General features: G+C 63.7%; 23 protein-coding genes and 2 tRNA genes. 11 read left to right on the top strand and 14 right to left on the bottom strand.

Translation table 11 applies throughout. The features are described from left to right. Positions 1-76 precede the first annotated feature (76 nt). Positions 77-607, bottom strand: a complete 531-nt coding sequence (locus ACN0SE_RS18835; protein ID WP_417526075.1) for a DUF3768 domain-containing protein — start codon at positions 605-607, stop codon at positions 77-79. A gap of 197 nt (positions 608-804) precedes the next feature. On the opposite strand from ACN0SE_RS18835, the gene ACN0SE_RS18830 reads away from it, so the two are divergent. The 3 genes from ACN0SE_RS18830 (at position 805) to ACN0SE_RS18820 (ending at position 4,345) form a co-directional block, all read left to right on the top strand. Next, the gene (locus tag ACN0SE_RS18830) at positions 805-1,977 is read left to right on the top strand and encodes a type IV secretory system conjugative DNA transfer family protein (protein ID WP_417526074.1); all 1,173 of its coding nucleotides are present in this window, start codon (positions 805-807) and stop codon (positions 1,975-1,977) included. A gap of 194 nt (positions 1,978-2,171) precedes the next feature. Next, the gene (locus ACN0SE_RS18825) at positions 2,172-3,710 is read left to right on the top strand and encodes a recombinase family protein (protein ID WP_417526073.1); all 1,539 of its coding nucleotides are present in this window, start codon (positions 2,172-2,174) and stop codon (positions 3,708-3,710) included. Positions 3,711-3,721: 11 nt separating this feature from the next. Next, positions 3,722-4,345, top strand: coding sequence for a glutamate synthase-related protein (locus tag ACN0SE_RS18820; RefSeq protein WP_417526072.1), 624 nt, complete (start codon positions 3,722-3,724; stop codon positions 4,343-4,345). A gap of 926 nt (positions 4,346-5,271) precedes the next feature. On the opposite strand, the gene ACN0SE_RS18815 is transcribed toward ACN0SE_RS18820, so the two are convergent. Both ACN0SE_RS18815 and ACN0SE_RS18810 read right to left on the bottom strand, forming a co-directional pair. Further along, positions 5,272-5,348, bottom strand: a tRNA-His gene (locus tag ACN0SE_RS18815). A 71-nt stretch (positions 5,349-5,419) separates the two neighbouring features. Beyond that, entirely contained in the window at positions 5,420-5,902 is a 483-nt protein-coding gene (locus ACN0SE_RS18810) for a GNAT family N-acetyltransferase (RefSeq protein WP_417526071.1), read from the bottom strand. A 70-nt stretch (positions 5,903-5,972) separates the two neighbouring features. On the opposite strand from ACN0SE_RS18810, the gene ACN0SE_RS18805 reads away from it, so the two are divergent. Continuing rightward, positions 5,973-6,167, top strand: a complete 195-nt coding sequence (locus ACN0SE_RS18805) for a DUF6324 family protein (protein WP_417526070.1) — start codon at positions 5,973-5,975, stop codon at positions 6,165-6,167. Between the two features lie 3 nt (positions 6,168-6,170). Here ACN0SE_RS18805 and ACN0SE_RS18800 read toward each other — a convergent pair whose 3' ends face one another. Next, a complete protein-coding gene (locus tag ACN0SE_RS18800; protein WP_417526069.1) occupies positions 6,171-6,638 on the bottom strand; it encodes an MmcB family DNA repair protein in 468 nt (155 codons plus the stop codon). A gap of 108 nt (positions 6,639-6,746) precedes the next feature. Between ACN0SE_RS18800 and ACN0SE_RS18795 the strand changes: the two genes are divergently transcribed. Then, positions 6,747-8,081, top strand: a complete 1,335-nt coding sequence (locus tag ACN0SE_RS18795) for a hypothetical protein (protein WP_417526068.1) — start codon at positions 6,747-6,749, stop codon at positions 8,079-8,081. Further along, positions 8,078-8,824, top strand: a complete 747-nt coding sequence (locus ACN0SE_RS18790) for a hypothetical protein (protein ID WP_417526067.1) — start codon at positions 8,078-8,080, stop codon at positions 8,822-8,824. Before ACN0SE_RS18795 ends, ACN0SE_RS18790 begins: the two co-directional genes overlap by 4 nt. 255 nt (positions 8,825-9,079) lie before the next feature. Here ACN0SE_RS18790 and putA read toward each other — a convergent pair whose 3' ends face one another. After that, on the bottom strand, positions 9,080-12,745 hold the full coding sequence (putA, locus tag ACN0SE_RS18785) for a bifunctional proline dehydrogenase/L-glutamate gamma-semialdehyde dehydrogenase PutA (RefSeq protein ID WP_417526066.1): 3,666 nt from the start codon (positions 12,743-12,745) through the stop codon (positions 9,080-9,082). Between the two features lie 48 nt (positions 12,746-12,793). Next, a complete protein-coding gene (locus ACN0SE_RS18780) occupies positions 12,794-13,654 on the bottom strand; it encodes a carbon-nitrogen hydrolase family protein (protein WP_417526065.1) in 861 nt (286 codons plus the stop codon). Positions 13,655-14,147: 493 nt separating this feature from the next. Between ACN0SE_RS18780 and dctP the strand changes: the two genes are divergently transcribed. From dctP to ACN0SE_RS18765, 3 genes are all read left to right on the top strand, one after another. Then, positions 14,148-15,152 (top strand): TRAP transporter substrate-binding protein DctP, encoded by a 1,005-nt coding sequence (dctP, locus tag ACN0SE_RS18775; RefSeq protein WP_417526064.1) that lies wholly within the window; start codon positions 14,148-14,150, stop codon positions 15,150-15,152. Positions 15,153-15,338: 186 nt separating this feature from the next. Next, positions 15,339-15,842, top strand: a complete 504-nt coding sequence (locus ACN0SE_RS18770; protein ID WP_417526063.1) for a TRAP transporter small permease — start codon at positions 15,339-15,341, stop codon at positions 15,840-15,842. After that, positions 15,839-17,131 (top strand): TRAP transporter large permease, encoded by a 1,293-nt coding sequence (locus ACN0SE_RS18765; RefSeq protein ID WP_417526062.1) that lies wholly within the window; start codon positions 15,839-15,841, stop codon positions 17,129-17,131. Before ACN0SE_RS18770 ends, ACN0SE_RS18765 begins: the two co-directional genes overlap by 4 nt. Positions 17,132-18,109: 978 nt before the next feature. Here ACN0SE_RS18765 and ACN0SE_RS18760 read toward each other — a convergent pair. The 7 genes from ACN0SE_RS18760 to rlmB all read right to left on the bottom strand — a co-directional run bounded on the left by ACN0SE_RS18760 (position 18,110) and on the right by rlmB (position 22,629). Further along, on the bottom strand, positions 18,110-18,439 hold the full coding sequence (locus ACN0SE_RS18760) for a hypothetical protein (RefSeq protein WP_417526061.1): 330 nt from the start codon (positions 18,437-18,439) through the stop codon (positions 18,110-18,112). 115 nt (positions 18,440-18,554) lie between these two features. After that, entirely contained in the window at positions 18,555-19,052 is a 498-nt protein-coding gene (gene nusB / locus ACN0SE_RS18755) for a transcription antitermination factor NusB (RefSeq protein WP_417526060.1), read from the bottom strand. After that, entirely contained in the window at positions 19,049-19,600 is a 552-nt protein-coding gene (locus tag ACN0SE_RS18750) for a 6,7-dimethyl-8-ribityllumazine synthase (protein ID WP_417526059.1), read from the bottom strand. The genes nusB and ACN0SE_RS18750 overlap by 4 nt, the downstream gene beginning before the upstream one ends. Positions 19,601-19,605: 5 nt before the next feature. Continuing rightward, entirely contained in the window at positions 19,606-20,718 is a 1,113-nt protein-coding gene (ribB, locus tag ACN0SE_RS18745) for a 3,4-dihydroxy-2-butanone-4-phosphate synthase (RefSeq protein ID WP_417526058.1), read from the bottom strand. 81 nt (positions 20,719-20,799) lie between these two features. Continuing rightward, positions 20,800-21,432: a CDGSH iron-sulfur domain-containing protein gene (locus tag ACN0SE_RS18740; RefSeq protein ID WP_417526057.1), complete on the bottom strand. Its 633-nt coding sequence runs from the start codon at positions 21,430-21,432 to the stop codon at positions 20,800-20,802. Positions 21,433-21,449: 17 nt separating this feature from the next. Further along, positions 21,450-21,788 carry a hypothetical protein gene (locus ACN0SE_RS18735; RefSeq protein WP_417526056.1) on the bottom strand — a complete coding sequence of 113 codons (339 nt, stop codon included), beginning with the start codon at positions 21,786-21,788 and terminating at the stop codon, positions 21,450-21,452. Positions 21,789-21,846: 58 nt separating this feature from the next. Then, a complete protein-coding gene (gene rlmB, locus ACN0SE_RS18730) occupies positions 21,847-22,629 on the bottom strand; it encodes a 23S rRNA (guanosine(2251)-2'-O)-methyltransferase RlmB (RefSeq protein WP_417526055.1) in 783 nt (260 codons plus the stop codon). A gap of 169 nt (positions 22,630-22,798) precedes the next feature. Here rlmB and ACN0SE_RS18725 point away from each other — a divergent pair. Beyond that, positions 22,799-22,882: transfer RNA gene (locus tag ACN0SE_RS18725), tRNA-Tyr, on the top strand. A gap of 489 nt (positions 22,883-23,371) precedes the next feature. Here the strand turns inward: ACN0SE_RS18725 and ACN0SE_RS18720 are convergent. Continuing rightward, positions 23,372-24,343: an NAD(P)-dependent alcohol dehydrogenase gene (locus tag ACN0SE_RS18720; protein WP_417526054.1), complete on the bottom strand. Its 972-nt coding sequence runs from the start codon at positions 24,341-24,343 to the stop codon at positions 23,372-23,374. A gap of 125 nt (positions 24,344-24,468) precedes the next feature. Here ACN0SE_RS18720 and ACN0SE_RS18715 point away from each other — a divergent pair, with 125 nt between their 5' ends. Beyond that, on the top strand, positions 24,469-25,380 hold the full coding sequence (locus ACN0SE_RS18715; protein ID WP_417526053.1) for a LysR family transcriptional regulator: 912 nt from the start codon (positions 24,469-24,471) through the stop codon (positions 25,378-25,380). The last annotated feature ends 48 nt before the right edge of the window (positions 25,381-25,428 follow it).

Raw genomic sequence — 25,428 nt, 5'->3', positions numbered from 1 at the left:
GGCCAGCTACACGTGCGCCAAACAGGGGGTCATTTTTGGACGCCGATAGGGGGTCAAAATTGCATGCCGATTGACATCAATATTCGCTGGCCAGCATGACTGTCAGCACCCGGTGTGTACAATTCGGGTTGGCCGCATCGCGGGAGTGCTGCTGCAGTTCCAAATCGAAGTAGTCGATCTTGAAGAAGAGCTTCTGCCCGTCGATTTCGAAAGCCCCGAAATCATGCTCGCCATGCGGATCGTTGTCCTCACAGAAGTCGTCAAACTGCATGGTCTCTTCCATGGCTCGGTGCACAAAAGCGTCACCTTCTGCTTGCACTCCGGCGGTCATGACGATGGTGGCGTGATCGGCTTGCCCTCGCCGCAACAGATCGTTGAGACGCTGAATGCGCAACCTCCGGAAGTCCTCGTCCAGATGCCAGTCCGGAACGCCGGTGTCACCGCAATTTTCACAGCTGAAGTGATCGAAGATCGCCTTCAAGATCCACTCCTGGCTGGCCATGCTCCACTCCGCCCAGGCGTCCCGCACCACTTTTTCAGAGCCGCAGATCTGGCAGATCGGATAGGCGCCGACCAAATCCCATACTTGGGTTTTCTTGGACCCCATGTTTTTTCTCCTTCCGTAGGGTGGCCGCCCGAAAGGCTTTCAGGCGCACCCCTCGAAAGGAGAGAAAGAACGATCTATTCTTATTGTTCAGAGACCGAGCATCGGCTGCAACTCCCCCCAATCTGCGGAATCCGCAGGTCCCACTCGCAGAGAAGGGCCACTACTCACACTGAGCCAGCAAAGTGAGAATTGGCAGCATGACTTTTCTTCTGGACAACCCCACATTCCTTGGCCTGGCTTACTCGCGCCATGGCGAGCGGCCTTTTTCTATCCGGCAAGAGGATCGGCTCTTGCACTGCTATGTCGTTGGCCAAACGGGCGTGGGCAAAACGACCCTGCTTCAGCAAATGGTCCAGCAGGATTATCAAGCCGGTCGCGGCTTTTGCCTCATCGACCCGCATGGTGATCTGGCGGAAGCGCTGTCTGATAGCTGCCCTGAGGCACTCTATTGGAACGTCGCCGACCCGGCCTCTCCTTTTGGGTACAACCCGCTCACCAAGACCTCTCGGTCGCTTCGCCCACTGGTGACCTCCGGTCTGATCGATGCGCTCAAGAAGCAGTGGGCCGATGCTTGGGGTGTGCGCATGGAGCATCTGTTGCGCCATGCGGTCCTTGCACTGCTTGATTTCCCCAATCCCGATCTGCGGGATATTCCCCGCATGTTTCTCGACCGTCTCTTCCGGGTTGAGGTTCTTGGGCACGTTAGCGACCCGCAGGTCCGTCGGTTCTGGACCGAGGAATATCCGGCGATGAACTACAAGAACGCCGCAGACGGTTTTGCTCCGATCGCCAACAAGCTCGGGGCGTTTCTGTCTCACCCAGTGCTGCGCACGGCGCTTTGTGAGCCAAAGGAACCGTTGCGCTTTCGCCAGATCATGGAGTCAGGTCAGGCGCTGATCATCAACCTGGCCAAAGGACGACTGGGCTCGGACCTGTCCAATGTCATTGGCGGCCTGCTGGTGTCCAGCCTGACCCATGCCGCCTTTTCCCGCCACGACATATCGGAGAACAGGCGGCGACCGTTCTTTCTCTACGTCGACGAATTCCACGCCTTCACCAGCGAAGCCTTCGCCGACCTGCTGTCGGAAACACGCAAATACAAGCTGGGCCTCGTGCTCAGCCAGCAGCACACTCAACAGACCACCGCCCCTGTCTTTGCTTCGGTCCTGGGGAATGTCGGGACGGTGATCGTATTCCGCGTCGGCGCTTTGGATGCCCCGGTGCTGGCAGCGCAACTGGGCAGGATCGAGCCGCGCGTTCTAACCGTGCAACCGAACTATCGCGCCACCGTCCGGATGATGCTCGACAATGCTCCAAGCCCGGCGTTTTCAATGAACACGTTGCCGGCCATATGCGGCACCCGCAACTGAGCCCCCCTATTACGCGTGATTTACAGCCAGTATTCTGAAGACATGAAAGAACACGAACATTTACAAAGACATATCGATCTCTGTCGCCGCATGTACCTGCGCATTCTAGCCGATGGTACTTGGCCGTGGGGCGAAGAGACGGAGTCGCCAAATCCTGAGATTATGGTAGAGTCTGAGGACCTAAACGACGTCACATGAAATCGTGCTTTGGATATATTCGAGTGTCCACCCAAAAGCAGGGCGAAGGGGTTTCACTCGAAGCGCAAAAGACTGCCATCACGGCTTTTGCGAGTCAGCACAATCTCACGGTCACCAAGTGGTTTGAGGAAAAGCAGACCGCAGCCAAAGGCGGCAGACCGGTTTTCAACCAAATGCTTGGACTCCTGCGAAAACACACCGCTGAAGGCGTGATCATCCATAAGATCGACAGAGCCGCCAGAAATGCTCGGGATTGGGTCATGTTCGCCGAGCTGCCGGATCGCGGCATCGACGTCTACGTTGCCACGGAGACTCTGGACTTCCGATCCCGTGGCGGACGTCTTACCGCCGAAATTCAAGCCGTGATCGCCGCTGACTACATTCGCAATTTGCGTGAGGAAACGATCAAGGGTCTCAATGGTCGCCTGGGCCAGGGTCTCTACCCCTTTCGCGCGCCGATTGGTTACCTGGACAATGGCCGGGGCAAGCCGAAGACCCCCGATCCGAAAAAAGCTCCGTTTATCCGCGAGATGTTCGAGCTTTATGGCAGCGGTCAATACTCTCTGCGCACCTTGCAGACCGAGATCACGCGACGCGGTTTGCGCAACTTGAACGACCGTCCCTTGACGCTGCACGGTGTGGAAACCATTCTGAACAATTCCTTCTATACCGGCGTGATCACCATCTCCCGCACCGGCGCCACGTTCGACGGCGTCCATGAGCCGATCATCCCCGCAAAACTGTTCCAGCGCGTGCAGGATATCAAATCTGGCCGCTCAGGGCCCAAGACCACGCGTCACAACCACCTGTTTCAAGGCTTGTTCCGTTGCGGTCTATGCACCGGCCCGATGTCGCCCGAGATCCAGAAAGGGCGCTGCTATTATCGCTGCCAGCGCATCGGATGCCCGACCGCGACAATCCGAGAGGACCGGCTTGAGGACGCAATCAGATACAGGTTGCGTCAGCTTCAACTGAAACCTCGCGCGGCGAAGCGGTTGGAGAAGGTGTGGTTGTTGTCAGGTTTAGAGGAAGACTCTGAAGAAAAGGCAAAAGCCCTGCGCCTACAGATCGCCGACGAAAAGAAACGGCTGGATCGCCTCACGGACCTGCTCCTCGACGCCACAATCGACGCCGGCACTTACAGTGAACGGCAACGTTCGGGGCGCTTGCGTCTGGCGGAGCTACGAGATCAGCTGAGCGGTCTGCCTGATGCGAACAAGATCGCTAGGCGCCGCCGTGACTTCCTCGAACTGATGAAAACCCTTTGTTTGCTTTATGAATTCGCCGACCCACCGGAAAAACGCGAAATCGTCGAAAACGCTTTTTCGAACCGCTCAGTCGCCGGAAAATACGTTGATTTACAGCCATATAAATGGCTCGTGTCGCACGAATCCGCCTCAAGCGTCTTGGAATGTGACCCAGAGCGACACACAGATACAGATTTGCCCGGTGTCCCCGCGGGGGTCGAATGCTTCGAACTATTCCTCAACCTCAGGCATCGCGCCATTGAAGTTGATAACCGTTGTGCCGACTGATCTCAGGCGTCGTGGACGGCAAAGAGGGCGGCACCGGAGCCGCGCCGGTGGAATTCGCCGATTACCTCGGCATGCCTCTCGTTGAAGGGCTGACCTTCGTGAACAATTCCCTTCGCGGGGCGGGCTTGCGTCACCGGGTAAAGATTGGCGCCTCGGGAAAACTGGTGTCTTCTTTTCGGATTCTTAAGATGCTCGCGCTCGGCGCCGACTGGGCGAACTCGGCTCGGGGTTACATGTTTGCTGTCGGCTGCATTCAGGGCCAAGCTTGCCACACAAACAATTGCCCGGTCGGCGTCGCCACGCAGGACCCCTTGCGTCAGCGTGCGCTGAACGTGCCCGACAAGTCAGCCAGAGTTGCGCGCTTCCACGCCAATACGTTGCACGCTATCGCCGAGATGACTGGGACCGCCGGCCTAAGCCACCCAATAGATTTTCTGCCACATCACTTGATCATGCGGGAGAGCGACCGGGACATAGTGACGGGTCAAGAGATTTGGCCATACCTGCCCAACGGATTCCTGCTGCGCGATGAACAGGAACAGTTTGGGTACTTGGATCGCTGGAAGCGGTCGTGCGCCGAGAGCTACGAGCCTTTCGACGCACACATTTTTGATCAGAAAGCCACCGGTATGTGAGGTCTTGTCCGCTGCCCCGGATATCTGGTGCCAATTTGGTGAACCGGGCCACCAGGATGCCGGGCGATCGCCAGCAAAACCGACAACGCGTGGCAGCTCTCTTCCTGGGACCTCCGAGCGCCTGCGCACCAAGTTGTATAGGTGTTGCGGATTGACTGGGAGCAGGCGCGCGTGGAGCAGACCCCAAGCACCTTGGCGTCTTCTTCCTTGACCGGACAGCATTCATCATTCACCGCAACAAAAAGTCCTTATGCCGACCAAGCGCACGCCGTACAGGGCTTTCACGGCAGCATCGATCAGTTCGCGGTATAGGGCGAGCTCGACCTGGGCGGCAGGTCCGGCCGCGCAGCGCTTTAGAAGCCACCGACCCTCAATGCGGACTGTGCCTGCCGGTCGACCATATGATATCCTCCAGGAAGCGTCGCGCGTACATCTCGCACGGCATCCGCTTCCAGGTGTCAGGGATCGACTTCAGTTCGGTGATCTTCAGGGCTCTCCGCTCGTTCCGCCAGCCGAGCAATATTGGCCCAACGGGTTGTCGGCGGAGAATAAACCTGGAAAAACGCGCAAAAAACGGCGAGAGGACGGAAAAGCTAATCCAAGACAGCGTCTTGCGCTATTCGCTGCTATTTCTCGTGGATAAGCTAGAAGATCTCGGACAGGCCTTCTCGCGGTCTCGGAAAGGCCCGCCAACCCTGTTGTCGAGGCAGATTCCGCTTTTGGTGACTCATTGGCATGTCACGTTGCAGAGCGAGGACGCGCACCGATATGACCCACGATCCTGTCGATAACACACCAAATTTGGCGGACGAGAATCTAGTTAAAACCCTCGCTGAGCCCGTTAAATTCCTGCGATTCATGTGACTAAAAAGAGACTAAACAGCCTTATCCACACAAGGATCGGCATGTAACCTATTGGTTTGAAATGGTACCGCCTGCCCGGTTCGAACGGGCGACCTCTTGATCCACAATCAAGCGCTCTAACCTACTGAGCTAAGGCGGCACTGGCAGGCGGAATAGCTCTGCCGCGCGTCGATTGCAAGCCGTTTGCGGCGAAAAATCTGCCCTCTCCTGTCACAAATCGATCTGCCAGCGCATCTCTTCCAGCGCGACGCCAAAGCTGGTCACCGGTCGGCTGTCCAGAAGCTGCCAGCCGGTGCTTGCGTAAAGCGCGCAGGCGGCGGCGTGGCTGCGGTGGGTCGAGAGCACCATGCGGAGATAGCCGGCCTGCCGGGCAAAGTTTTGACACTCCCCCAGCATCCACCGCCCCAGCCCCTGCCCCCGCGCCTCGGGCAGCAAGAGAAACAGCCGCAACCGCGCGGTTACGTCGTCCTCGCGGGCACAGAGGATGCTGCCGAGGCGCTTGCCATCCCGACGGGCAATGAAGCCACGCTCGCGCGCCGGGTCATGCCCGGCCACGAAGCGCGCCAGCACCTGCCCCACCAACACCTCGAAGCTCTCGTCAAAGCCCTCGTCGCGGGCATAAAGCCGGCCATGCGTCCGGGTCAGCCAGTCGACATCGCCCGCCTCCAGTCCTCTCAGTGCAACGCCCTGCATCCCTTGCCTTTCCGCCCCGCCTCCTGTAGCCCAAGCCAGCCTCGCCAGAGGCGGCCAGAAGGAGGCTATCATGGGTATCAATTCCGAACGTGACATCGAGGCCAATCTTCAGATCGGCCCCACCGACGCCGGCATGGTGCGCCTTTTCGTCAGCGCCGACAGTATCGAGATTCCGATGGATTTCGAGCCCGACGAAGCGCGCGAGATCGCCGAAGAGATCGTGGCCGCCGCCATGGCCGCCGAAAAGGCCGGCAAGCGCGGCTGAGCCCTAGAGCTCGATTCGCGCCCCCGGATCGCGCAGCGCCTGCAAGCGGCGTGCGGCATGGGTGGCGAAACACTGGATCATCTTCTTGCGCCGCGCCGGCGCGAGCTTGCTCTCTTCGCCCATCCGCAGCACTTCGCCGTCATAGGCATCGGCAATGATCAGCCCGGTGCCCTCTGGCAGCAGGTCTGTCGGAAACTCGGCATCGACCGCCCAGAAATAACGGTCGCACCACTCCAGATAGCCCTGCCACTTGCGGTCGGTCATGTAGTCGCTGCGCGAGGATTTGCACTCGATCACCCAGAGCTCGCCCTTGGGTCCCAGCGCCATCACGTCGACCCTGAGCCCGCGGGTCACCACCAGTTCCTCGACCGTGACGAACCCCAGCGCGCTCATGTGACGACAGACCCCGCGCGCCAGAAGCTGGCCGGGCATGAGATCGGGGGCGGTTTCGGGTCGGATCAGGCTCTGCATCCAGTTAATACTGGAACATACCACGAACGTTGGCAATCCCCCCGGGCGGATCCGTTGCCAAATCCCGCTGCGCCCATATTTTCAAAGCTGGCAACCTTCGAGGACAGCATGGCCCCAGAGACCGAACTGACAGAAACGCAGGCGCGAGGCGTGCGCTATGCGCGCGAATTGCAGGGCCATCTCGGCTGGCTCGAGACCTTCTCCGGCACGGCGCTCGGGGTGCTGGCGGTGGCCTCGGGCATCTATACCTACCTTGGGGTGTCGTCGCTTCTGGACGAGAACGGCGCCATGTCGGTCTTTGCCGCCATCGCCTATTCGGTGGCGGTCTCGGTCGGCATCTTCGTCTTCTGGTCCTACATGATGCGGCTCTTTCCGGCGGTGCGCACGGCGCAGGCGCGGATCGGCCTGCTGGCGGCCATGGGCCTGGGATCATTGGCGATTGTCGCCATGTCCTCCTGGCTCAATGCCGCCGCGCTTGCGGGGTCCGCCGCGGTCGAGCAGCACCTGGCCGAAACGGTGCAACGCTACCAGACCTCGCTGGAGCGCGCCCATGAGGTCGCGCTGAGCGGCCAGGCGCTGGAGCGTGACGTCGCCCGCGCCCGCCAGGGCTTTCAGGACCTCTCCGAGCAGGAGGCCAACGGCAATCTCTCGGGCCTCGCCGGGCGCGGCGCGGTCTTTCGGGTACTGCGGCAGAAATCCGAAGAGCTGGCGGCGCTCGAGGCGCAGATCGCCGCCCAGACCCCGCGGGTCGAGGCCGCCTTCACCCAGGGCAACGTGCTGCTCAGCCAGATGCGCGCCCTGACGGTCGAACGCGGCGCGGTCGAGCCGCGCTCGGTCGAGTTTTCCGAACTGGCGGTGGAGCTGCAGGGGCTGATCACCCAGCTGCGCCAGCTGTCCGTGGCGCCGCTGGTGGAACGGGCGGCGCAGGACCTCTCGGCCTCGGTAGTGCTGCCGACGCTCGACGCCACCACCGAGGAACGCCGGGGCGACCAGGCCGCCACCATCACCTCGGTGCTCGACGTGCTGGCGCGCCGCGCCGCCACGCTGGAAAGCGCCGCCCGCGACGTGCGCACCCTCGCCCCGCCGCCAGAGGTCAGCTATGCGCCGCTTTCCTCGGCCGATGCGGTGATCCGCTACGCCGGCAACTTCGTGCCCTCCTGGGCCGGGGCCATCGCCATCGACCTGCTGCCGGCGGTGCTGGTCTTCATCCTCGCCATCACCCAGGCCGCGATCCGCGGTGGCCGCGAGGGCGCCAGCGTCGAGGACACCCTGACCCTGGCCGAGCTGCGCGCCGCCCTGGCCGCCGTGCGCGACGTGGAAACCGCCATGCGCCAGATCCCCGACAGCACGCCTGCCGCGCCGGCCGAACCCGCGCCAGAGGCCCCTGCCGAACCGCCCAAGGAGCCGGGCAAGATCCACCCGCTCACCGGCAAGACCCCATGACCCCCGGCTCCGGCATCGCCCGCATCCTGACCGGCGTGCTGCTGTTTCAGGTCGGCATCGGCGTTCTGCTGGTGCTGGGCGACGTGCAGCAAGGCGGGCTGCGCCTGCCCAGGCTCTGGACCGACACGCCGCGCCTGTCGGAACCGGTCCGCCCCGGCGACCAGCGCCGGGTCTACAACCCACGCCGCGACCGTCCTGCGACCCAGCCGCTGCGTGATCCCGGCGACCTGCCCCGCCGGCTGGTCCTGACCCCCGGTGCCGATGACACCTGGCGCCTCGAAGGCACCATCGCCGAAGGCGACGCAGACCGCATCATTGACCAGCTCACCGCCGCCGACACCCCGCCAGACAGCCTGATCCTGCAATCCCCCGGCGGCGCGGTGGGCGAGGCCCTCACCCTCGGCCGCCACCTCCGCCTCCAAGGCATCGGCACCAGGATGCTGGCCGGCGAGGTCTGCTATTCCGCCTGCCCCTACCTGCTCGCCGGCGGCACCACCCGACGGATCGACCCCGAGGCCTCGGTCGGCGTTCATCAGCATTACTTCGGCGAAAACTCCCTGCTGCCCGCCTTTGTCGCCGTCGAGGACATCCAGCGCGGCCAGGGCGAGGTCATGACCTACCTCGCCGAGATGGGCATCGACCCGCTGATCATGCGCCACGCCCTCGCCACCCCGCCGGACGAGGTCTACCTGCTGCTGCCCGAAGAACTGCAAACCTACCGCCTCGCCAGCCCTGCAGAGTAACCCTTCAGGCTTCCTCTTGCCGAAAATACCCTCGGGGGAGTCGCCCATGGCGACGGGGGCAGCGCCCCCTGACCAGCTGTGGATTGCACCTTTCGTTGTTCGTCAACCGATGAGCCTGAAAGGCACCACGGTCTCAAGTGGCATGACGTAAGCATCCCTCACGCCCTTTTTAATTGGCGGTCCCGAAGCACCTCAGGACTGGCGCACTGAACTCTGACCTGCCCGATGAGAAATCGGGCAGGCCCAAGGTGCGCCTTACGACGCCGACGCCAGCAGTTTGGCGTTGCCGCCCGCGGCCGTGGTGTCGACGCACAGGTGGCGCTCGAGGACGTAGCGTTCGGGCGCGATCGCGTCGACCACCAGCGGAACGATCGGTCCATCGCGCTGCGACAGGGCGATGCGCAAGCTGGCCGTCCAGTCCGAGGCGCCCGCGGCCGAGACGACGTCACAGCCGTCGACCTCCTTCAGCACATCGGCGTCGACAGTGCCATCAAGTGACGTCACAGGCGCGCCGGCGTCCGACAACGGCCTGGCCAGCGCCGCGCCGCCCGGAACCGCGATCACGGCGCCGCAGCCGGCGCCGAGCGCCTGCACCGCCTGCGCCAGGGCGATCTCGGGCGTCGGGCCAAGGCAGAGCACGTTCCCGCGTGGGTAGGTGCTCAGCCGGTTGCTCTCGCCCGTCGGCCCCGGCAGCGTCTGCGGCGCCATGTCAAAGGCCGCGGTTTCCGACAGGGCCTTGCGCACCACGCCCGTGCGGTCACTGAGGGCCGTGCGCAATGTCTGCACCCGGTCGGGTCGCGCCGCCCAGTTGCGCGCGTCGAGCGACGAAAGCGCCGCGGTCAGCGTCTTGCGGTCGATCGCAGTCCCTGACGGGGCGGGGTAGGTGTCCGTCCTGCCGACCTTGCGGAAGCGCGTCAGGTAGAGCGGGCCGCCGGCCTTGGGGCCGGTCCCGGACAGGCCTTCGCCGCCGAAGGGCTGGCTGCCGACAATGGCACCGATCTGGTTGCGGTTGACGTAGCAGTTGCCCACCTCGATGCGTTCGATGATCTGCTCGACCCGGTCGTCGATCCGGGTGTGCAACCCGAAGGTCAGGCCATACTGGCGGGCGTTGATAGCATCGACGACCTTGTCGATCTCGTTGGCCTTGAAGGTCGCGACATGCAGGACGGGACCGAAGATCTCGCGCTCCATGTCGGCGATGCCGCCGACCTTGACGATGGCCGGGGTGACATAGGTGCCGCCCTCGGGGGCTGGCAGGGTCTTGATCAGCGTGCCTGCCTTCCGGTGCTGGTCGATGTAACCCATGATGTCGCGCTGCGCGTCGGCGTCGATCACAGGCGAGACATCGACATCGAGATTCCAGCTGTCACCGATCACCAGCGCGTCGAGCGCGCCGGAGAGCATCTCCATCAGCTTGTCGTGCACATCCTCCTGCACATAGAGGATTCGCAGCGCCGAACAGCGCTGACCGGCGGACTGGAACGACGAGATCAGGATGTCGCGCACGGCTTGCTCGGGCAGCGCAGTGGAATCGACGATCATCGCGTTGAGGCCGCCGGTTTCGGCGATCAGCACCGCGTCGGGGCCGGCGTTCTTTGCCAGCGCCTTGTGGATGATCATTGCCACCTCGGTCGAGCCGGTGAAACAGACCCCGGCGATGCGCGAATCGCTGGTCAGCGGCCCGCCCACCGTGGGCCCGTCGCCGGGCAGCAGTTGCAGGGCCGCCTCTGGCAAGCCGCAGTCGCGCATCATCTGCACCGCACGGGCGGCGATGATCGGGGTCTGCTCGGCGGGTTTTGCCAGCACCGCATTGCCCACGGCCAGCGCCGCGGCGATCTGGCCGGTGAAGATGGCCAGCGGGAAGTTCCACGGGCTGATGCAGACAAAAATGCCGCGCGGGCTGCCCGGTTCCTCTTCGTCCAGCCTCTCGGCCTCGTCGGCGTAAAAGCGCAGGAAATCAACCGCTTCGCGTACCTCGGCGATACCGTCGAGCACCGTCTTGCCAGCCTCGCGCGTGGTGATCGCGGTCAGTTCGGCGGTGTGGTCCTCGTACATGTCGGCCAGCTTGCGCAGCACCTCGGCGCGTTCCGAAGCCGGGCGCGCCGACCATTCCTTGAAGCCCTCTTCGGCGGCATCCAGCGCGGCGGCGACATCCTCGGCCGAGGCTTCCTGAATGGTGCCGACGCGCCGGCCGCTGTCAGCCGGCGAATGGATTTCACGCTTTGGCCCGTTCGAGACGCGGCCACCGGCCAGCATGGGACCCGCATCCCAGGTGGCATCGGCGAATTCCTCGCGCGCCGCCATCAGCGGCAGGATCGAGGCCGGTTCGTTGATGCGGTAGCCCTTGGAATTGCGCCGGTAGGGCGCGAACAATTCGGAGGGTTGCCGGATCGTCGGATTGGGGATCTGATCGCCCAGCTTTTCCATCTCGCTCACCGGGTCGCGGGAAATCGCCTCGGCGGGAATGGCGGGATCGACGATCTGGTTGACGAAGGACGAGTTCGCCCCGTTTTCCAGCAGGCGCCGGACAAGATAGGCCAGCAGATCCTGGTGCGCGCCCACCGGCGCATAGATGCGGCAGCGGGTGCCCTCGGACTCCTTGACGATCTGGTGCAGGGATTCGCCCATGCCATGCAGGCGCTGGAATTCGAAGCTGTCCTTGTCATTGCCGGCCATCTGCACGACGGCGGCGCAGGTGTGGGCGTTGTGGGTGGCGAACTGCGGATAGATCCGGTCGCGCCGGTCCAGCAGCATCTGCGCACAGGCCATGTAGCTGACGTCGGTGTTGTTCTTGCGGGTGAAGACCGGGAAGCGCTCGACGCCAAGTTCCTGCGCCAGCTTGATCTCGGTGTCCCAGTAGGCGCCCTTGACCAGCCGCACCATGATCTTGCGATCGTAGCGCTCGGCCATGTCATAGAGCGTCTCGATCACCGGCCCGGCGCGGCGGCCATAGGCCTGCACGACCACGCCGAAGCCGTCCCAACCGGCCAGTTCTGGCGTCGCCATCATCGCTTCGATAACGTCGAGCGACAGGTCGAGCCGGTCCTGCTCCTCGGCGTCGATGTTGAAGCCGATGCCCGCGGCCGCAGCCTGTTTCACCAGTTCGACCGCGCGTGGCACCAGTTCCGCCATCACCGTGTCCTTGTGGGTGTATTCATAGCGCGGATGCAGCGCCGAGAGCTTGACCGAGATGCCGGGGGATGAGCGGACATCGCCCTTGGCCTGCTTGGCAATCGCGCTGATCGCTTTGGCATAGGCGGCGTGATAACGAACGGCGTCGGCATCGGTGCGCGCCGCTTCGCCCAGCATGTCGTAGGAATAGGTGTAGCCCTTCTTCTCCAACTCGCGGGCGTTCTTCATGCCCTCTTCGATGGTCTGGCCAAGCACGAACTGACGGCCCAGCACCTTCATCGACTGGCCGACCGCGTTGCGCACCACCGGCTCGCCCAGGCGCTTGACCAGCCCACGCAAGGCCCGCGCCGGGCCCTTGGGCTCATCGTCCAGCACCTTGCCGGTCAGCATCAGCGCCCAGGTCGAGGCATTGACCAGCGACGATGAGGAATGGCCGAGGTGCGCACCCCAGTTGGAGGGGGCCACCTTGTCTTCGATCAGGTCGTCGATGGTTTCCGCATCCGGCACCCTGAGCAGCGCCTCGGCCAGACACATCAGGCCCACCCCTTCCGAGGTCGACAGGCCATATTCGGCCAGAAACGCCTCCATCATCGACGGCTTGGTCTCGCTGCGAACGCGTTTGACGTATTGCGCACCGGCGGCAGCGGCCTTTTCGCGCTCTTCCCTGGACAGCTTGATGCCGGAGGCGAGAGACTTGAGCAGCGCAGCTTCTTCGGCAGTGTAATTCGCGCGCACCCGGGCGCGGCAGGGATTGTCGATGTCCTTGGTTGCTGCAGAAGCCTTGGTCATGGTGCGTGTCTCCCGGTTGTATGTCTGTGTTCGGTAATCGAAAATTTCTCAGGGTCGCGACGTCATCGAGGCTCCGGCACGGGGCAGATCGTAGCTGTCCCGGCGGTCCTTCAGGAACGTGTAATCGGCGCGCGCGTCCTGCATGCGTTGCCGGTCGATCTCGATGTGGCGAAAGTCTTCGTCATGCTCGGAAAAATGCTGCGGACCGCGGGTTTCATCCATCCAGGGATAGCAGAACAGCGAGTTGCCATAGTCCAGCCCCGCGCGGTTCAGCGACAGGAAGAACACCTGGTTTTCAAGGGCGCGCGTGGTGGCAAAGGCATGCCAGGTGGGAAAGCTCGGATCCCTGAAATACGCCCCGCTGTGCAGGATGACATCGACACCGTGCTGCAGCACGAGCGTGCGCGACAGCTCGGGAAAGCGGATGTCGTAACAGATGATCGGCGCGAGGGTGAAGCTCTTGACGTCAAAGGTGAAAATGCCGCTGCCGCCGGAGAAATACTCCTTCTCCATCGAGGCGCCGTATTGGCACAGGTGCAGCTTGTCATAATGCCCGGCCAACGTGCCGTCGGGCGTGACGACCGCACAGGCGATATGGGTGCCCGTCGCGTCGCGCCGGGCAAACCCGTAACTGACATGCACGCCAAACTCGATGGCGAGCGCCGCCCACGTCCGGAATGACGCCCCGTCGAGCGGCTCCGATATCTCGTCGAGATGGTCAAAGGCCGCGCGGGAATAGTCGATGCTGGACAGCTCCGGCAGAACCACGATGTCGGCGCGCCGTTCGGTGAGCCGGGCCCGGACCTTTGCAGCGGTCTCGGCAAGATGGCGATCGCGGGCCTCGGCGCTTGTGGTGGGCGGCACGGTGATCTGGCAGGCCAGCAGCGACAGGCGGTCAGAAGTATTCATGCGACGCAAACCCTATCCGCGAAAGCTCTGGTGCTGCTCGTGCCGTGCCGTCCGCGTCGTGCTGCGGTCGCGGATCGGGACGGATGATCCTACCCGACCGGCGAAGAACCGGTGTCGCCAAAGCCAGCCACACCGGTCCGATCCTGCAAGGCTGCACCAGAACGACAGTCAAGGCCAGCATGATTTCTCACGTCCGTTCCAGCACGACTTCCAGCGCCGACGCGCAGCTTTGGGCCCAAAGCGCGTTGAGCGCGGCATACTTGGACTCACGAGAGGTCAGCAGTGCTGGCGCCCGGAATTGCCGAGAGAGAGCAGGCACCTGTTCGCCATTCCATCGATCCGCAAGCATCAGGATTAATTTTCTTGCTCAAACGAGGCAGGCGGCGAAATAATTTGCCGCAAACTCTCTAAGCGCCTAGGGTTCCTGAATGCCATGTGACCTTCTGCCCACGACCATGGCCAAATCTCAAAGAATCCCAACGGGAGTTGATCTATGAATTTCACCAAGATCTCCAAAGTCTTGACGGTCGCCGCACTGGGTACCGCCCTGTCGACCTCGGCGTTCGCGCAAGATATGAAACTGCGCTTTGCAGGCACATTTCCAATTGACCACCAGGGCACCAAGATGATGGAGCAGGTCGCCGCAGATGTCGCGGCGGCGGACGTCGGACTGACCATCGAAGTCTTTCCGGCCAACCAGCTCGGCTCCGGCGAGGCGCTGTTCGAAGACGTGGCCCGCGGCAACATCGACATGGTCTCGGCCTTCATCTACGCCGACACCGATCCGCGCTTTGACTACCTGTCCATGCCCTTCCTCGTCAGCGGATGGGACGAGATGGACAGCATCATGCGCAACATGGATTCCGAGTACAATCAGGTCCTGCAAGAGATCACCGACGAATACGGCGTGCACATCTTCGCCCAGAACCCCGAAGGTTTTGTCGGCATCGTCGCGACCCGCGAGCCTGACAACTGGAACACCTTTGAAGACAAGGGCATGAACATCCGCGTCTGGTCTTCGCCCATCGTCAAAGGCATGGTCGAAACGCTTGGCTACAAGGCCACAACGATGGCCTGGGGCGATATCTTCCCGGCGATCCAGTCGGGCATCGTCGATGGCGCGATCTGCTGCACCAAGACGGCGACCTATTCCATCTTTGCGCAATCCGACGTCGGCACGCACTTTGTCGAGGTCAACGCGATCCAGGAAATGACCACCTACTACGCCTCGCAGCGCACGCTCGACAAACTGAACGAGGAACAGCTTGCGGCGCTGGACGCGGCGCTGACCAAGGCGTCCGACGACTTTTTTGCCTACAACCGCGAAAACGATGCGGTATTCGAAGAAAAGCTCAAGGAGTCGGGCTACACCGTCCTGAAATACAGCCCCGAAGAACACGCCGCGATGGCGGCGAAGGTCCGCGAAGAGATCTGGCCGATGATGGCGGACAACGTCGGTCAGGACATCATTGACCGCATGATGCAAAGCAAGAACTGAGCGCTGAGACATCAAGGGGCCGGCCCGAAACCCGGCCCCACTTTACTATTTAAAACAATCACATAAGGGGGTGGCATGTCGGAAACACGGGTCGACAAACCGACTTTCTTTGGCTACGCCGTCACTCAGGGCCAACGGAAAATCACAGACGAACTACCGCCGATCCTGGGGTATCCCTTGAAATTCGTGGCCCTCGTCATGCGCGTGATCGTGACGGTCGCCGGTTTCATCATGGCCTTCACCTTCGGGGCCGTCGTTGTCATCAGATACGGCTTCGGGGGCGATCTCTTTGCCTATGAGGAATGGCTTCTGGCCATCAGCATCGTCGGCTTCTTTGCCGGTGCGGTCCTGGCCTCGTCGCGCAACCTGCACATCAACGCCGACATTCTCGGCATCGTGATCAAGGACCCCAAGCTGATCTGGTGGCGCGGCACACTCGTGCTGGTGATCGAACTGGTCGTGATCCTGTTCCTGTTCTACGCCTGCTACGTCTCGCTGCTCGATGACTTCGCGTTCCCGAGGCTGCGGGCCACGCCCGTGCTGCGCATCCCCTTCGTGTCCTGGCGGATTGCCATCATGTGCGCCTTCGGCTTCATGGCGCTGTTCACCAGCGCCTATCTCTACGTTCATATCCGCAAGGGTCTTGGCCTGCCGCTCAGGTCAGAGACTGTCAAGGAGGGCACCAAGTGATCATCACTGGAAGTCTTGTCATCGTATGCGGAATGCTGCTTCTGGGCGTCAGTGTCTATGTGGCGTTCGGCGCGGTTCTGATGTTCATCGCGGTGGTGGGGGATCAATCGATCACCGGCTACCTGCCCACCGGCTCCACCGGCATCCGGTCACTGGTGTTGCTGGCAATCCCGCTCTTCATGATCGCCGGCGGCGTCATGGAGAAAGGCCGCATCGCCGCCCCGCTGGTTTCATTGGCGGAGATGTTCATCGGCCACATCAAGGGCGGCCTGAGCGCTGCGGCGGTTCTGGCCTGCGGGGTGTTCGGGTCGATCTCGGGCGCCGCCAACGCGACGCTGACCTGCATCGGCTCGATCATGATGCCGCACCTGCGGCAGGCCAACTATCCGCGCGGGCAATCCGCCGCGCTGCTGGTCTGTGCCAGCCCGCTGGGGCTGTTGATCCCGCCAAGTTCGTCGCACATCCTCTATGGCTGGATCGCCCAGCAGCACGTGTTGAAATGCTTTCTGTCGACGGTCATCCCGGCGATCATCCTGATCACCCTGCTGATCATCACCAACCAGGTCATGCTAAGGAAATACGACAATATCGAGCTGAAGGAGCGCCCCAAGCCCTTCCTGCCGACACTGGGCAAGCAAGGCCGTCTGGCCGGGCCGGCGCTGATGATGCCGATCATCATTCTGGGCGGCATCTATGGCGGTATCATGACGCCCACCGAGGCCGCCGGCATCGCCGTGGTCTATGCCATCCCGATCGCGATCTACTTCTACCGCGGACTGACCTGGCGGACCCTGGCGCAGACCATCCAGAACTCTGGCGTGACCATCGGCGTGGTCATGGTGATGATCTTCATGGTGCTGATCGTGTCCGACAACCTGATCGCTCAGGGCGCGCCGCAGCTGGCCAAGGACATGGTCTATTCGGTGTCCGACAACCCGATCGTGATCCTGTTGATGATCAACGTTGTGATGATCCTGATCGGCATGCTGATGGACGATATCTCGGGCCTGCTTCTGGCGACCCCGATCCTGTTGCCCATCGCCCAGAGCACCGGCATGGATCCGATCCACTTCGCGGCCGTGATCGGCGTCAACCTCGGCATGGCCAATATCACGCCGCCGACGGCGCCGCTGCTCTACCTCGGCGCACAGGTGTGCGACACACCGGTGTCGAAGATGCTCTGGCCGACCCTGGTGTTCATCGTCTTTGCCTGGCTGCCGACACTGATGCTCACGACCTTCATCCCGGAACTGGCGCTGTGGCTGCCGGATCTGCTGCTCGGCAAGTAAGCCGGCCGGTACGGAAACGGAAGGGGCGCCCGGCATGCGGGCGCCCCTTTTCCATTCCGCGGGATGGTCTGGCCGGAGGCCGGAAGACCCGTGGTCACAGCACGTCCGGTGCCATGTCAGCCCTAGTGGACAATCATCCACGAATGCAGGCTGATGAACGCTGCGGTTGCCGCGATTGCCGAGCCGATGCCGAGTACGTCATTGACACGTTGTGCCATTGTGCTGCTCCTTAGAACTAGCGATTGCGATAGACCGCACATATGCTTGCGGACCCACCTTGCACACCAGCACAAATCACATAGTCGCTATGCTGCACCTGCATAGCGGACAAACGCGTTGCGATGGACCGTAATCATATGCGCGATTGCACCGCCTCGCAGCATTCTGCGCCGCACCCCAGGCTCAGAACTATTGTCTTCTGACCGCGTGAGGCACGTTTGGACACACGAAGGTTAAGCATGTCTGATCGTTCCTCACCTACGCGCAAGACCATGCACACGGGCGAATTTGCCCACAACAAAAGCCCGAAATGACTTGGCAGCAGTTCTAATTTTCAGCTGAGCAGCGCCCCCGATCACCGCCTGCCACAAACGCAGCCCGAAGTTATTTCTCGCCACCCCTTGTCGCGGCCTGTCGCAGGCCCTATTTCGCAGTCAGGCGGGTGCTGCCCTTCTCGTGTACGGTTGCATTCCGGTGGCCTTAAATAATTCCGAGGGAGCTGGCTCTGTCCTGGCCCTGGCCTGGTTACCTGGCGCCCACCTGTACATGCAGGTCCTCGGGAATGAGAGAACCCCACGGTCGCGTTTGCGGGCCCGCCGATTTTCCCCTTGCCTCAGCGCGCGGCGCTGGCAAATGCTTGCAAAAGCAGAAAAACTCACCCCGCAAAAAACAAAAAAGGTGCGCAGCTCCTGCACACCTCCGGCAATTCCCGCAGGGTGGGCAATCTCTGCCCACCATCTCGACACTCTCACGCCAGGATCAAATCTTCCGCCGCGGCTTCGACACCGGAACCCGCACCGGGGCGTATTCCCGCACCGGCGACCGCAGACCGCCACCGGGGGTGTCGTCGTCGTCATCCCCCATGGTCATGATCGAAATGCCGAATTGCACGCCGGCAAAGACGATGCCGTTGAACACCCAGAGCATCACCACGGCGAGGATGCCGACAGGCGAGGTCGAGACGAGATGTCCGAGGTTGGCGATATTGTAGCCCAGAAGCAGCGCCACAAAGACCGCAGAGGCGCAAAAGCCTATCAGAACATGCTTGATGTACTGGCTGATCAGTTTCGGCAAACCCGGCTCACGCATGATACCCCTCCAACCCGAACCGCAAACATGCGGCGCTTGCGATCAGCTTACAGGTAATCACGCCAAAGCGATATGAAAAGAGGTGCCAGCAGATAAAAACCCGGCGTAATTTCGCTCAGAACGCCTCGGGTCTGGCTTCGCGTGCCATGTGATCGAGCACCGCATTGACGAATTGCGGTTCCTTGCCTTCGGGAAAGAAGGCGCCGGCCACGTCGACGAATTCCTTGATCACCACCCGCGGCGGCGCTTCGCCTTCGGTCAGCTCGGCGCCCGCGGCGCGGAACAGCGCCCGGATCACCGGGTCGATTCGCGCGATCGGCCATTTCGCCACCAGCGCCCGGTCGGTCATCTGGTCGATCCGGGCCTGGTTGTTGACGGCATCCGCCACCAGCTGACCGAACAGGCTGACGTCGCCCTCGATCATCTCGTCGCCCTCGTAGACCGCGCCGAAGCGGTGGTCGACGAATTCGCGGGTCACCGAAGGTACGGTCTGGCCGCTGGCTTCCATCTGAAACAGCGCCTGCACGGCATACAGCCGGGCAGCGGATTTCATCTTGCGCTTCTGGTTGCCTGACAGCGCCTTGGGGGCCGTGGCTTCGGTCTCGTCACTCATGCGGTAGGGGTGCTCTTCATCTCGCCGGCTATCTGGTACTCGTCACGGGCCGGGCGGAATCCCACGCCGTCACGCGAAGCGCCCCATTTACGGCTGAGCGCGATCAGATGCAAGGCCGCCGCGGCCGCGCCGCCACCTTTGTTCGATCGGGCCGGATCGGCGCGCACTTCGGCCTGTTCCATGTTCTCGACCGTCAGGATGGCATTGCCGATGCAGAGCCCCTGAAGACCCAGCAGGGTGATCCCGCGCGAGCTGTCGTTGCAGACGGTGTCGTAATGCGTCGTCTCGCCACGGATCACGCAGCCCAGCGCCACGTAGCCGTCAAAGTTGCTCATCCGCTCGGCAATGCCGATGGCCGTGGGCACCTCGAGCGCGCCGGGCACTTCGACGATCTCCCAGCTGCCGCCGGCGGCCTCGATCTCGGCCTTGGCGCCGGCCGCAAGATTGTCGGCAATCGCCTTGTAATAGGGCGCCACCACGATCAGCAGCTTGACCGGCTTGTCGAACTCGGGGCGCGGCAGGATGTAATGGGTTTCGGCTTCGGCCATCTAATCTACTCCGTGATCGGGCGGGTGCCCACGATTTCAAGCCCGTAGGCGTCGAGGCCGACGTAGCGCGTCGCCTCGTGGTCGCTCAGCAGCACCAGTTTCGACAGGCCCATGGTCGAGAGGATCTGGCTGCCGAGGCCGATCTCGCGCACCGTCCGGGGCCCCTTTTCCGCCTCTTCGCGCAGCACCCGCGCCTGCGGGTTGCGGAACAGGCAGACAACGCCACGGCCTTCGCGCGCGATGATCTCCATCGCCTTGCGCAGCTCGCCCGAATTGCCGATCCCCAGCACGTCCTCCAGCGCCGAGAGCGCATGGGTCCGCACCAGCACCGGGTCCGGCGTGGTCACGTCGCCCTTGGTCAACACGATATGTTCGACGCCTTCGGTCAGGTCGGTAAAGACCCGCAGCATCCAGTCGCCACCAAAGGCCGAGGTGACCTCGCGGGTGGCGGTTTCCTTGACCAGATTGTCGTGGCGGCGGCGATAGGCGATCAGATCGGAGATCGTGCCGATCTTGAGCCCGTGCTTCTGGGCAAAGGCCACCAGTTCCGGCAGCCGTGCCATGGTGCCGTCCTCGTTCATGATCTCGCAGATCACCGCCGAGGGGTTGAGGCCCGCCAGTCGGCTGACATCGACCGAGGCCTCGGTATGGCCGGCCCGCACCAGCACGCCGCCATCGCGGGCGCGCAGCGGAAAGACGTGGCCCGGCGAGGCGATGTCGGAGGCGGTGGATTTCGAGTCGATGGCCACTGCCACGGTGCGCGCCCGGTCATGCGCCGAGATGCCGGTGCTGACGCCTTCGCGCGCCTCGATCGAGACGGTAAAGGGCGTCTCGGTGCGCGAGGCATTGTTCGACACCATCGGCGGCAGGCCCAGCGCATCGACGCGCTCGCCCGGCAGCGTCAGGCAGATCAGCCCGCGGCCATGGGTGGCCATGAAGTTGATCGCATCCGGCGTCGCCATCTGCGCCGGGATCACCAGGTCGCCCTCGTTCTCGCGGTCTTCGTGGTCGACAAGGATGAACATCCGGCCGTTGCGGGCCTCGTTGATGATCTCCTCGACCGGCGAGATCGCGTCGCTCCAGCTCTCTTCGACCTGACCCGGGGTCACATATTCCATGGCACGCCTCCTGAATTCTGATCGCCGGGATAAAGGAGGCCGCGGGAATTGGAAAGACCAAGCCGCGCTTGCCGCGCCGCGTCACACGGGATCGGCGTTAAAGCCGGCCTCCTTGTGGCTGCCGTCACAGAAGGGTTTGTTCTTGGAGTGGCCGCAGCGGCAGAGGAAAAGCTTGCCCGCCTGCTTTACCCGGCGCCCGGTGCCGGTGGTCACTTCTGCCGGGCCGATCAGCACCAGCGGGCCGTTTTCCCGCGCTGTAATCTCCAGCGGTCCCGGTTCCTGCGGCGCGCCCTCGGCTTCAGCCGGCTCGCCGGTGGCGTGAAAGGCGGCCTCGACATGGCTGTAGTCGCAGTAGGGCTTGATCTTGGACATGCCGCAGCGACAAAGCGTGGCGCGCTGCATCCTGTCGTCGCCGAGCGTGAGGTCCCCCGCCACCGCCAGCAGCCCGTTTTCCCAGACACTCACCCGGTTGATCCGCGGCGGCTGCTCGTCGCAGCCACCATCGCGGCGGGCGAATGTCAATGCGCCGGAGGGACAGGTGCGTATCATCGCCGCGATTTCTTCGGCCGGGGCGGCATCGGGATCGACCCAGGGCCGGCGCGCCGGATCGAAGACCCGCGGCAACTTGAGGAAACAATTGCGCGCATGGATGCAGCGCGACATGTCAAAGGAAATGGCGATCGCCTCGCCCTCGTAGGTTCTCGGCCTGGGCATCGCTGGGTCTCCCTTCCTCAGTCGAAGATATCCTCGATCACGTCGAAGGCCTCGTCAAGAAACCAGCTGATGCCGCGTTTCTTGGGTTTTTTCTTCTTCCTGCGCCGGTCGCCGGTGTCGCGCTTGATCTCCCAGAGCGGATTGGGTGTGACCCCCTTGCGTTTCGGCGTCTTGCCCTTGGTGCAGATCGCCGCCTGTTGCGGCACCTCGGCGCGCGGCGACGGCATCATCTTGAGGTCATGCAGCGGCGCGCCGCAGCCCTGGCAGCTGAGCTCGTGGCGGGTCTTGCCGGTGAGGACCAGAGCGGCGCGGGTGCCGCAGTAACAACATGTGGCGATCTTGGTGCCCTGCGGCATGGGGGTCTCCGTCTCGGTCCAGCCATAAGGTATGCAGCGCGGTGCGGAGTGTAAGGCGTCAGCCCCGGTTCAGGCTGGCATAAAGCGCCACCGCCGCGGCATTCGACACGTTGAGCGAGCCGAAGGCGCCGGCGAAATCGATCCGCACCAGCGCGTCGCAGCTCTCGCGCGTGCGTTCGCGCAGCCCGGGCCCCTCGGCGCCCAGCACCAGCGCCACCGGCCGATCGCTGCGGCCTTCGAGTGCCTGCTCGATGGTCTGCTCGGCCTCGCCTGCGAGGCCCAGAACGATATAGCCCATCTCCTGCAGCGCGATGATCGTGTCGGCGAGGTTGCGCACCCTGAGATAGGGCTGGCGCTCCAGCGCGCCACTGGCGGTCTTGGCCAGAGCGCCGGTTTCCGGGGCAGAATGGTGCCGCGGCGCGATCACCGCGCGGGCGCCAAAGACCTCGGCCGAGCGCAGGATGGCGCCGACGTTGTGCGGATCGGTCACCCGGTCGAGCAGGATCAGCCGTTGTGCGCCCGGCCCGTCGGCCAGGGCCACGTCCTCGAGCGAGCCCCAGCCCAGCGGCTTGACCTCGAGCGCCGCGCCCTGGTGCACCGATTGCGGATCGAGCGGCGCGTTGAACTTGCGCGGATCGACCTCTTCGGGGGTGATGCCGCTGGCGGCAATCGCCTCTTCCAGCTTGGCCGCGGCATTGCGCGTGACGATCAGCCTGAGCTTTTCGCGCGCCGGGTTTTCCAGCGCATCGCGCACCGCGTGGATGCCAAAGAGCCAGACGGTCTCGGCCGCGGCCGCCCGTTTGCCCTGTTCCTTCTCGATGACCCACTTGGGCTTTTTCATCACTGTCCCCCTTGCCTTGGGCGACAATGGCCGCCCGCGCCCCGTGGCGCAACCCGCCGGGCTTTAGCGCTCCGGAATGCCGCCCGCAAGAAAAGATGCGGGCGGGCGAATTTTCCCGGAATTCCGGCTTGACCTCCCCCGGTGCCATCATTAATCAGCCCCACACAGTGGGCGACAGGCCGCAAGGTGTGGCAGGGGACTGTAACTCCCTCGCGGAGACGCACGCCTGGTTCGATTCCAGGGTCGCCCACCATTTCTCTCGATAAAGCACACCGATTGCGGGCCTGTCCGGGTTGGGTTTTTGCGCGAGCCGCGCCATCGCCGACCCGTGGGGGTGGCGATCCTACCGTCATTCTGCAGCGCTTTATCCCCGCCAAATCCGGACGAAATCCGAGCGAAGCGCTGAGGTCAGCCAAATCGCCGCCCCGGGGGGCGGGTCATGCCGGAGGCATGCCTTTGGCATGACGATGGCACGGCGGCCTGCGGCCTTGATTCCGTGCCGTGGCAACGGACAACCCGAAGGGGAATCGCAGGCGTTGGCCAAAGCCGTGCCGTCGCCGACCCGTGGGGTGGCGAAGCAGCCGTCGTTCTGCAGCGCTTTATCCCCGCCAAATCCAGACGAAATCCGAGCGAAGCGCTGAGGTCAGCCAAATCGCCGCCCCGGGGGGCGGGTCGGCGATGGAGCGGCGGCCTGACGGCCTTGGTTCCGCGCCGGGCAGAGACCCACCGACAGGCCCCAACCTCACGCCGCCATGTCCAGCAGCACCGCCCCTTGCCGATGCCGGGTCTCCACCAAAGCATAGGCCTCGCGGATCCCCGCAAGCGGAAACCGTCGGTCGATCACCGGCCGCAGCCGCCCCTCCTCGACCCAACGGGCCAGAACCCCAAGGTCCGCCTTGGTGTCCCCGCTTACCCCGAGGCGCACCCTGCGCCCGCCGAAGACCCGCGTCCAGAGCGCCTGCCCCATCTCCTTCGGCCCGAAGTTCAACGGCACGAAGACCCCGCGCGGCTTCAGCACCGCCTTGGCCTCTGCAAATCCCACTGCGCCGACCGTGTCGATCACCGCATCGAACCGAGCGCCCAGAGTCCGCAACGACTGGCTCCGATAGTCGACAAAGGCCTCGGCGCCCAAGCCGCGCACGAAGCCCTCGCGCGCCGCCGAGGCCACGCCCGTCACTTCGGCGCCCATCGCCCGGGCGATCTGCACCGCATAGGCGCCGACCCCGCCGGAGGCGCCGATCACCAGCACCTTCTGCCCCGGCTTGACCTCGGCGAAATCCCTCAGGAAGACCAGCGCCGAGAGCCCGCCGAAGGGCAGCGCCGCCGCTTCCTCCAGGGCCAGCCCCTCGGGCACCGGCAGCACCGCGCCATCGGCCTTGACCACCACATATTCCGCATGCGCCCCCAGCATGACAAAGCCGAAGACCGCCTGCCCCTCGGCAAACCCGGTCACGCCCTCACCCAGCGCCGCCACATGGCCGGCGAACTCGCTGCCCAACACGGCTGCGCGCGGGCGGCGCAGGCCGAACATCAGCCGCCCCGGCACCGCCAGGATACCGGGAAAGGCCGCGGCGCGCAGCCGCCAGTCGGCGGTGGTGACGCTGCCATGGGCCACCTTCACAAGGATCTCGCCAGGGCCCGGTTCGGGCAGGGGGGTGTCTTCGATCCGGACCACTTCCGGCCCGCCATAGTTCCGATAGATCGCCGCTTTCATGTCGGGCCTCCTTTCAAGGTCGCATCTCGCGGGATGATCCGTCTCGTTCATCCCTGGGCGAAATCTACCCATGCGGGCCTTGTCCGGGAATTGACCAATGCGGCAGGGCTGATATGCAATTCCGCATGGATTGGCGCAGCATCACCTTCGACTGGAACCGCGCCCGGGCGTTTCTGGTCACCGCCGAGGAGGGCTCGCTTTCGGCCGCCGCCCGCGCACTCGGCATGGCGCAACCCACGCTTGGCCGGCAGGTCAGCGCGCTCGAGGAGGAACTGGGCGTGGCGCTCTTTGAACGCGCCGGCCGCGGGCTCGAGCTGACGCCCACCGGGCTCGACCTCGTCGAACACGTGCGCGCCATGGGCGAGGCCGCGACGCGCATCTCGCTGGCCGCCTCGGGCCAGAGCCAGGAGATCGCCGGGCGGGTCTGCATCACCGCCTCCGAGATCTATTCGGCCTTTCTGCTGCCCCAGGTGGTGGCCGAACTGCGCGATACCGCCCCCGGCCTCGAGATCGAGATCGCCGCCACCAATGCGGTGACCGACCTGCGCCGCCGCGAGGCCGATATCGCCATCCGCAATGCCGCCCCCGAGGACCCGGCGCTCACCGCCAAGCGGATCGCCGATGACACCGGTTGGTTTTTTGCCTCAGAGAGCTATCTCGCACGCCGCGGCACGCCGCAGGGGCTGGATGACCTCGCCGGTCACGAATTCATCGCGATGGACAATGTCGAACGGATGATCAGCGCCTTCGCCGGGTTCGACATCACCCTCAGCCGCGAGATGCTGGCAATCCGCTCTGACAACCACCTTGTGCACTGGGAGCTGGCGCGGCAGGGCGTGGCGATCGGCATCGCCCCCGAATTCCTCGGCCGCGCCACCCCCGGCATGGTGCGCCTGCTGCCCGGCCACGGCCCGATCCGCTATCCGGTCTGGTTGGTGGCGCACCGCGAGGTCAAATCCTCGCGCCGCATCCGTCTGGTCTGGGAGACCCTGGATCGCCACCTGCGCGCCAGGCTACGCGAGGGCGCCGGGGCGTAACGCCCGCCCCTTCGCACTCCGCCGTCCCGGCCCCCGCGCCGGGACCTC

The organism is Marinovum sp., from assembly GCF_048263515.1.
Classification (GTDB): domain Bacteria; phylum Pseudomonadota; class Alphaproteobacteria; order Rhodobacterales; family Rhodobacteraceae; genus Marinovum.
The sequence above is the reverse complement of the archived record's forward strand: the minus strand, read 5'-3'. Positions and strand labels throughout refer to the sequence as shown.

Excerpts from the sequence above, each read along its gene's own strand:
- ribB (WP_417526058.1), bottom strand. The coding sequence starts at position 20,718 with ATGGAATATGTGACCCCGGGTCAGGTCGAAGAGAGCTGGAGCGACGCG.
- ACN0SE_RS18760 (WP_417526061.1), bottom strand. The coding sequence starts at position 18,439 with ATGCGTGAGCCGGGTTTGCCGAAACTGATCAGCCAGTACATCAAGCAT.
- ACN0SE_RS18795 (WP_417526068.1), top strand. The coding sequence starts at position 6,747 with ATGGCCCCAGAGACCGAACTGACAGAAACGCAGGCGCGAGGCGTGCGC.
- ACN0SE_RS18790 (WP_417526067.1), top strand. The coding sequence starts at position 8,078 with ATGACCCCCGGCTCCGGCATCGCCCGCATCCTGACCGGCGTGCTGCTG.
- ACN0SE_RS18780 (WP_417526065.1), bottom strand. The coding sequence starts at position 13,654 with ATGAATACTTCTGACCGCCTGTCGCTGCTGGCCTGCCAGATCACCGTG.
- ACN0SE_RS18800 (WP_417526069.1), bottom strand. The coding sequence starts at position 6,638 with ATGCAGAGCCTGATCCGACCCGAAACCGCCCCCGATCTCATGCCCGGC.
- putA (WP_417526066.1), bottom strand. The coding sequence starts at position 12,745 with ATGACCAAGGCTTCTGCAGCAACCAAGGACATCGACAATCCCTGCCGC.
- ACN0SE_RS18825 (WP_417526073.1), top strand. The coding sequence starts at position 2,172 with ATGAAATCGTGCTTTGGATATATTCGAGTGTCCACCCAAAAGCAGGGC.
- ACN0SE_RS18750 (WP_417526059.1), bottom strand. The coding sequence starts at position 19,600 with ATGGCCGAAGCCGAAACCCATTACATCCTGCCGCGCCCCGAGTTCGAC.
- ACN0SE_RS18835 (WP_417526075.1), bottom strand. The coding sequence starts at position 607 with ATGGGGTCCAAGAAAACCCAAGTATGGGATTTGGTCGGCGCCTATCCG.
- ACN0SE_RS18810 (WP_417526071.1), bottom strand. The coding sequence starts at position 5,902 with ATGCAGGGCGTTGCACTGAGAGGACTGGAGGCGGGCGATGTCGACTGG.
- ACN0SE_RS18715 (WP_417526053.1), top strand. The coding sequence starts at position 24,469 with ATGGATTGGCGCAGCATCACCTTCGACTGGAACCGCGCCCGGGCGTTT.
- ACN0SE_RS18735 (WP_417526056.1), bottom strand. The coding sequence starts at position 21,788 with ATGCCGCAGGGCACCAAGATCGCCACATGTTGTTACTGCGGCACCCGC.
- ACN0SE_RS18740 (WP_417526057.1), bottom strand. The coding sequence starts at position 21,432 with ATGCCCAGGCCGAGAACCTACGAGGGCGAGGCGATCGCCATTTCCTTT.
- dctP (WP_417526064.1), top strand. The coding sequence starts at position 14,148 with ATGAATTTCACCAAGATCTCCAAAGTCTTGACGGTCGCCGCACTGGGT.
- ACN0SE_RS18805 (WP_417526070.1), top strand. The coding sequence starts at position 5,973 with ATGGGTATCAATTCCGAACGTGACATCGAGGCCAATCTTCAGATCGGC.
- ACN0SE_RS18830 (WP_417526074.1), top strand. The coding sequence starts at position 805 with ATGACTTTTCTTCTGGACAACCCCACATTCCTTGGCCTGGCTTACTCG.
- ACN0SE_RS18720 (WP_417526054.1), bottom strand. The coding sequence starts at position 24,343 with ATGAAAGCGGCGATCTATCGGAACTATGGCGGGCCGGAAGTGGTCCGG.
- rlmB (WP_417526055.1), bottom strand. The coding sequence starts at position 22,629 with ATGAAAAAGCCCAAGTGGGTCATCGAGAAGGAACAGGGCAAACGGGCG.
- nusB (WP_417526060.1), bottom strand. The coding sequence starts at position 19,052 with ATGAGTGACGAGACCGAAGCCACGGCCCCCAAGGCGCTGTCAGGCAAC.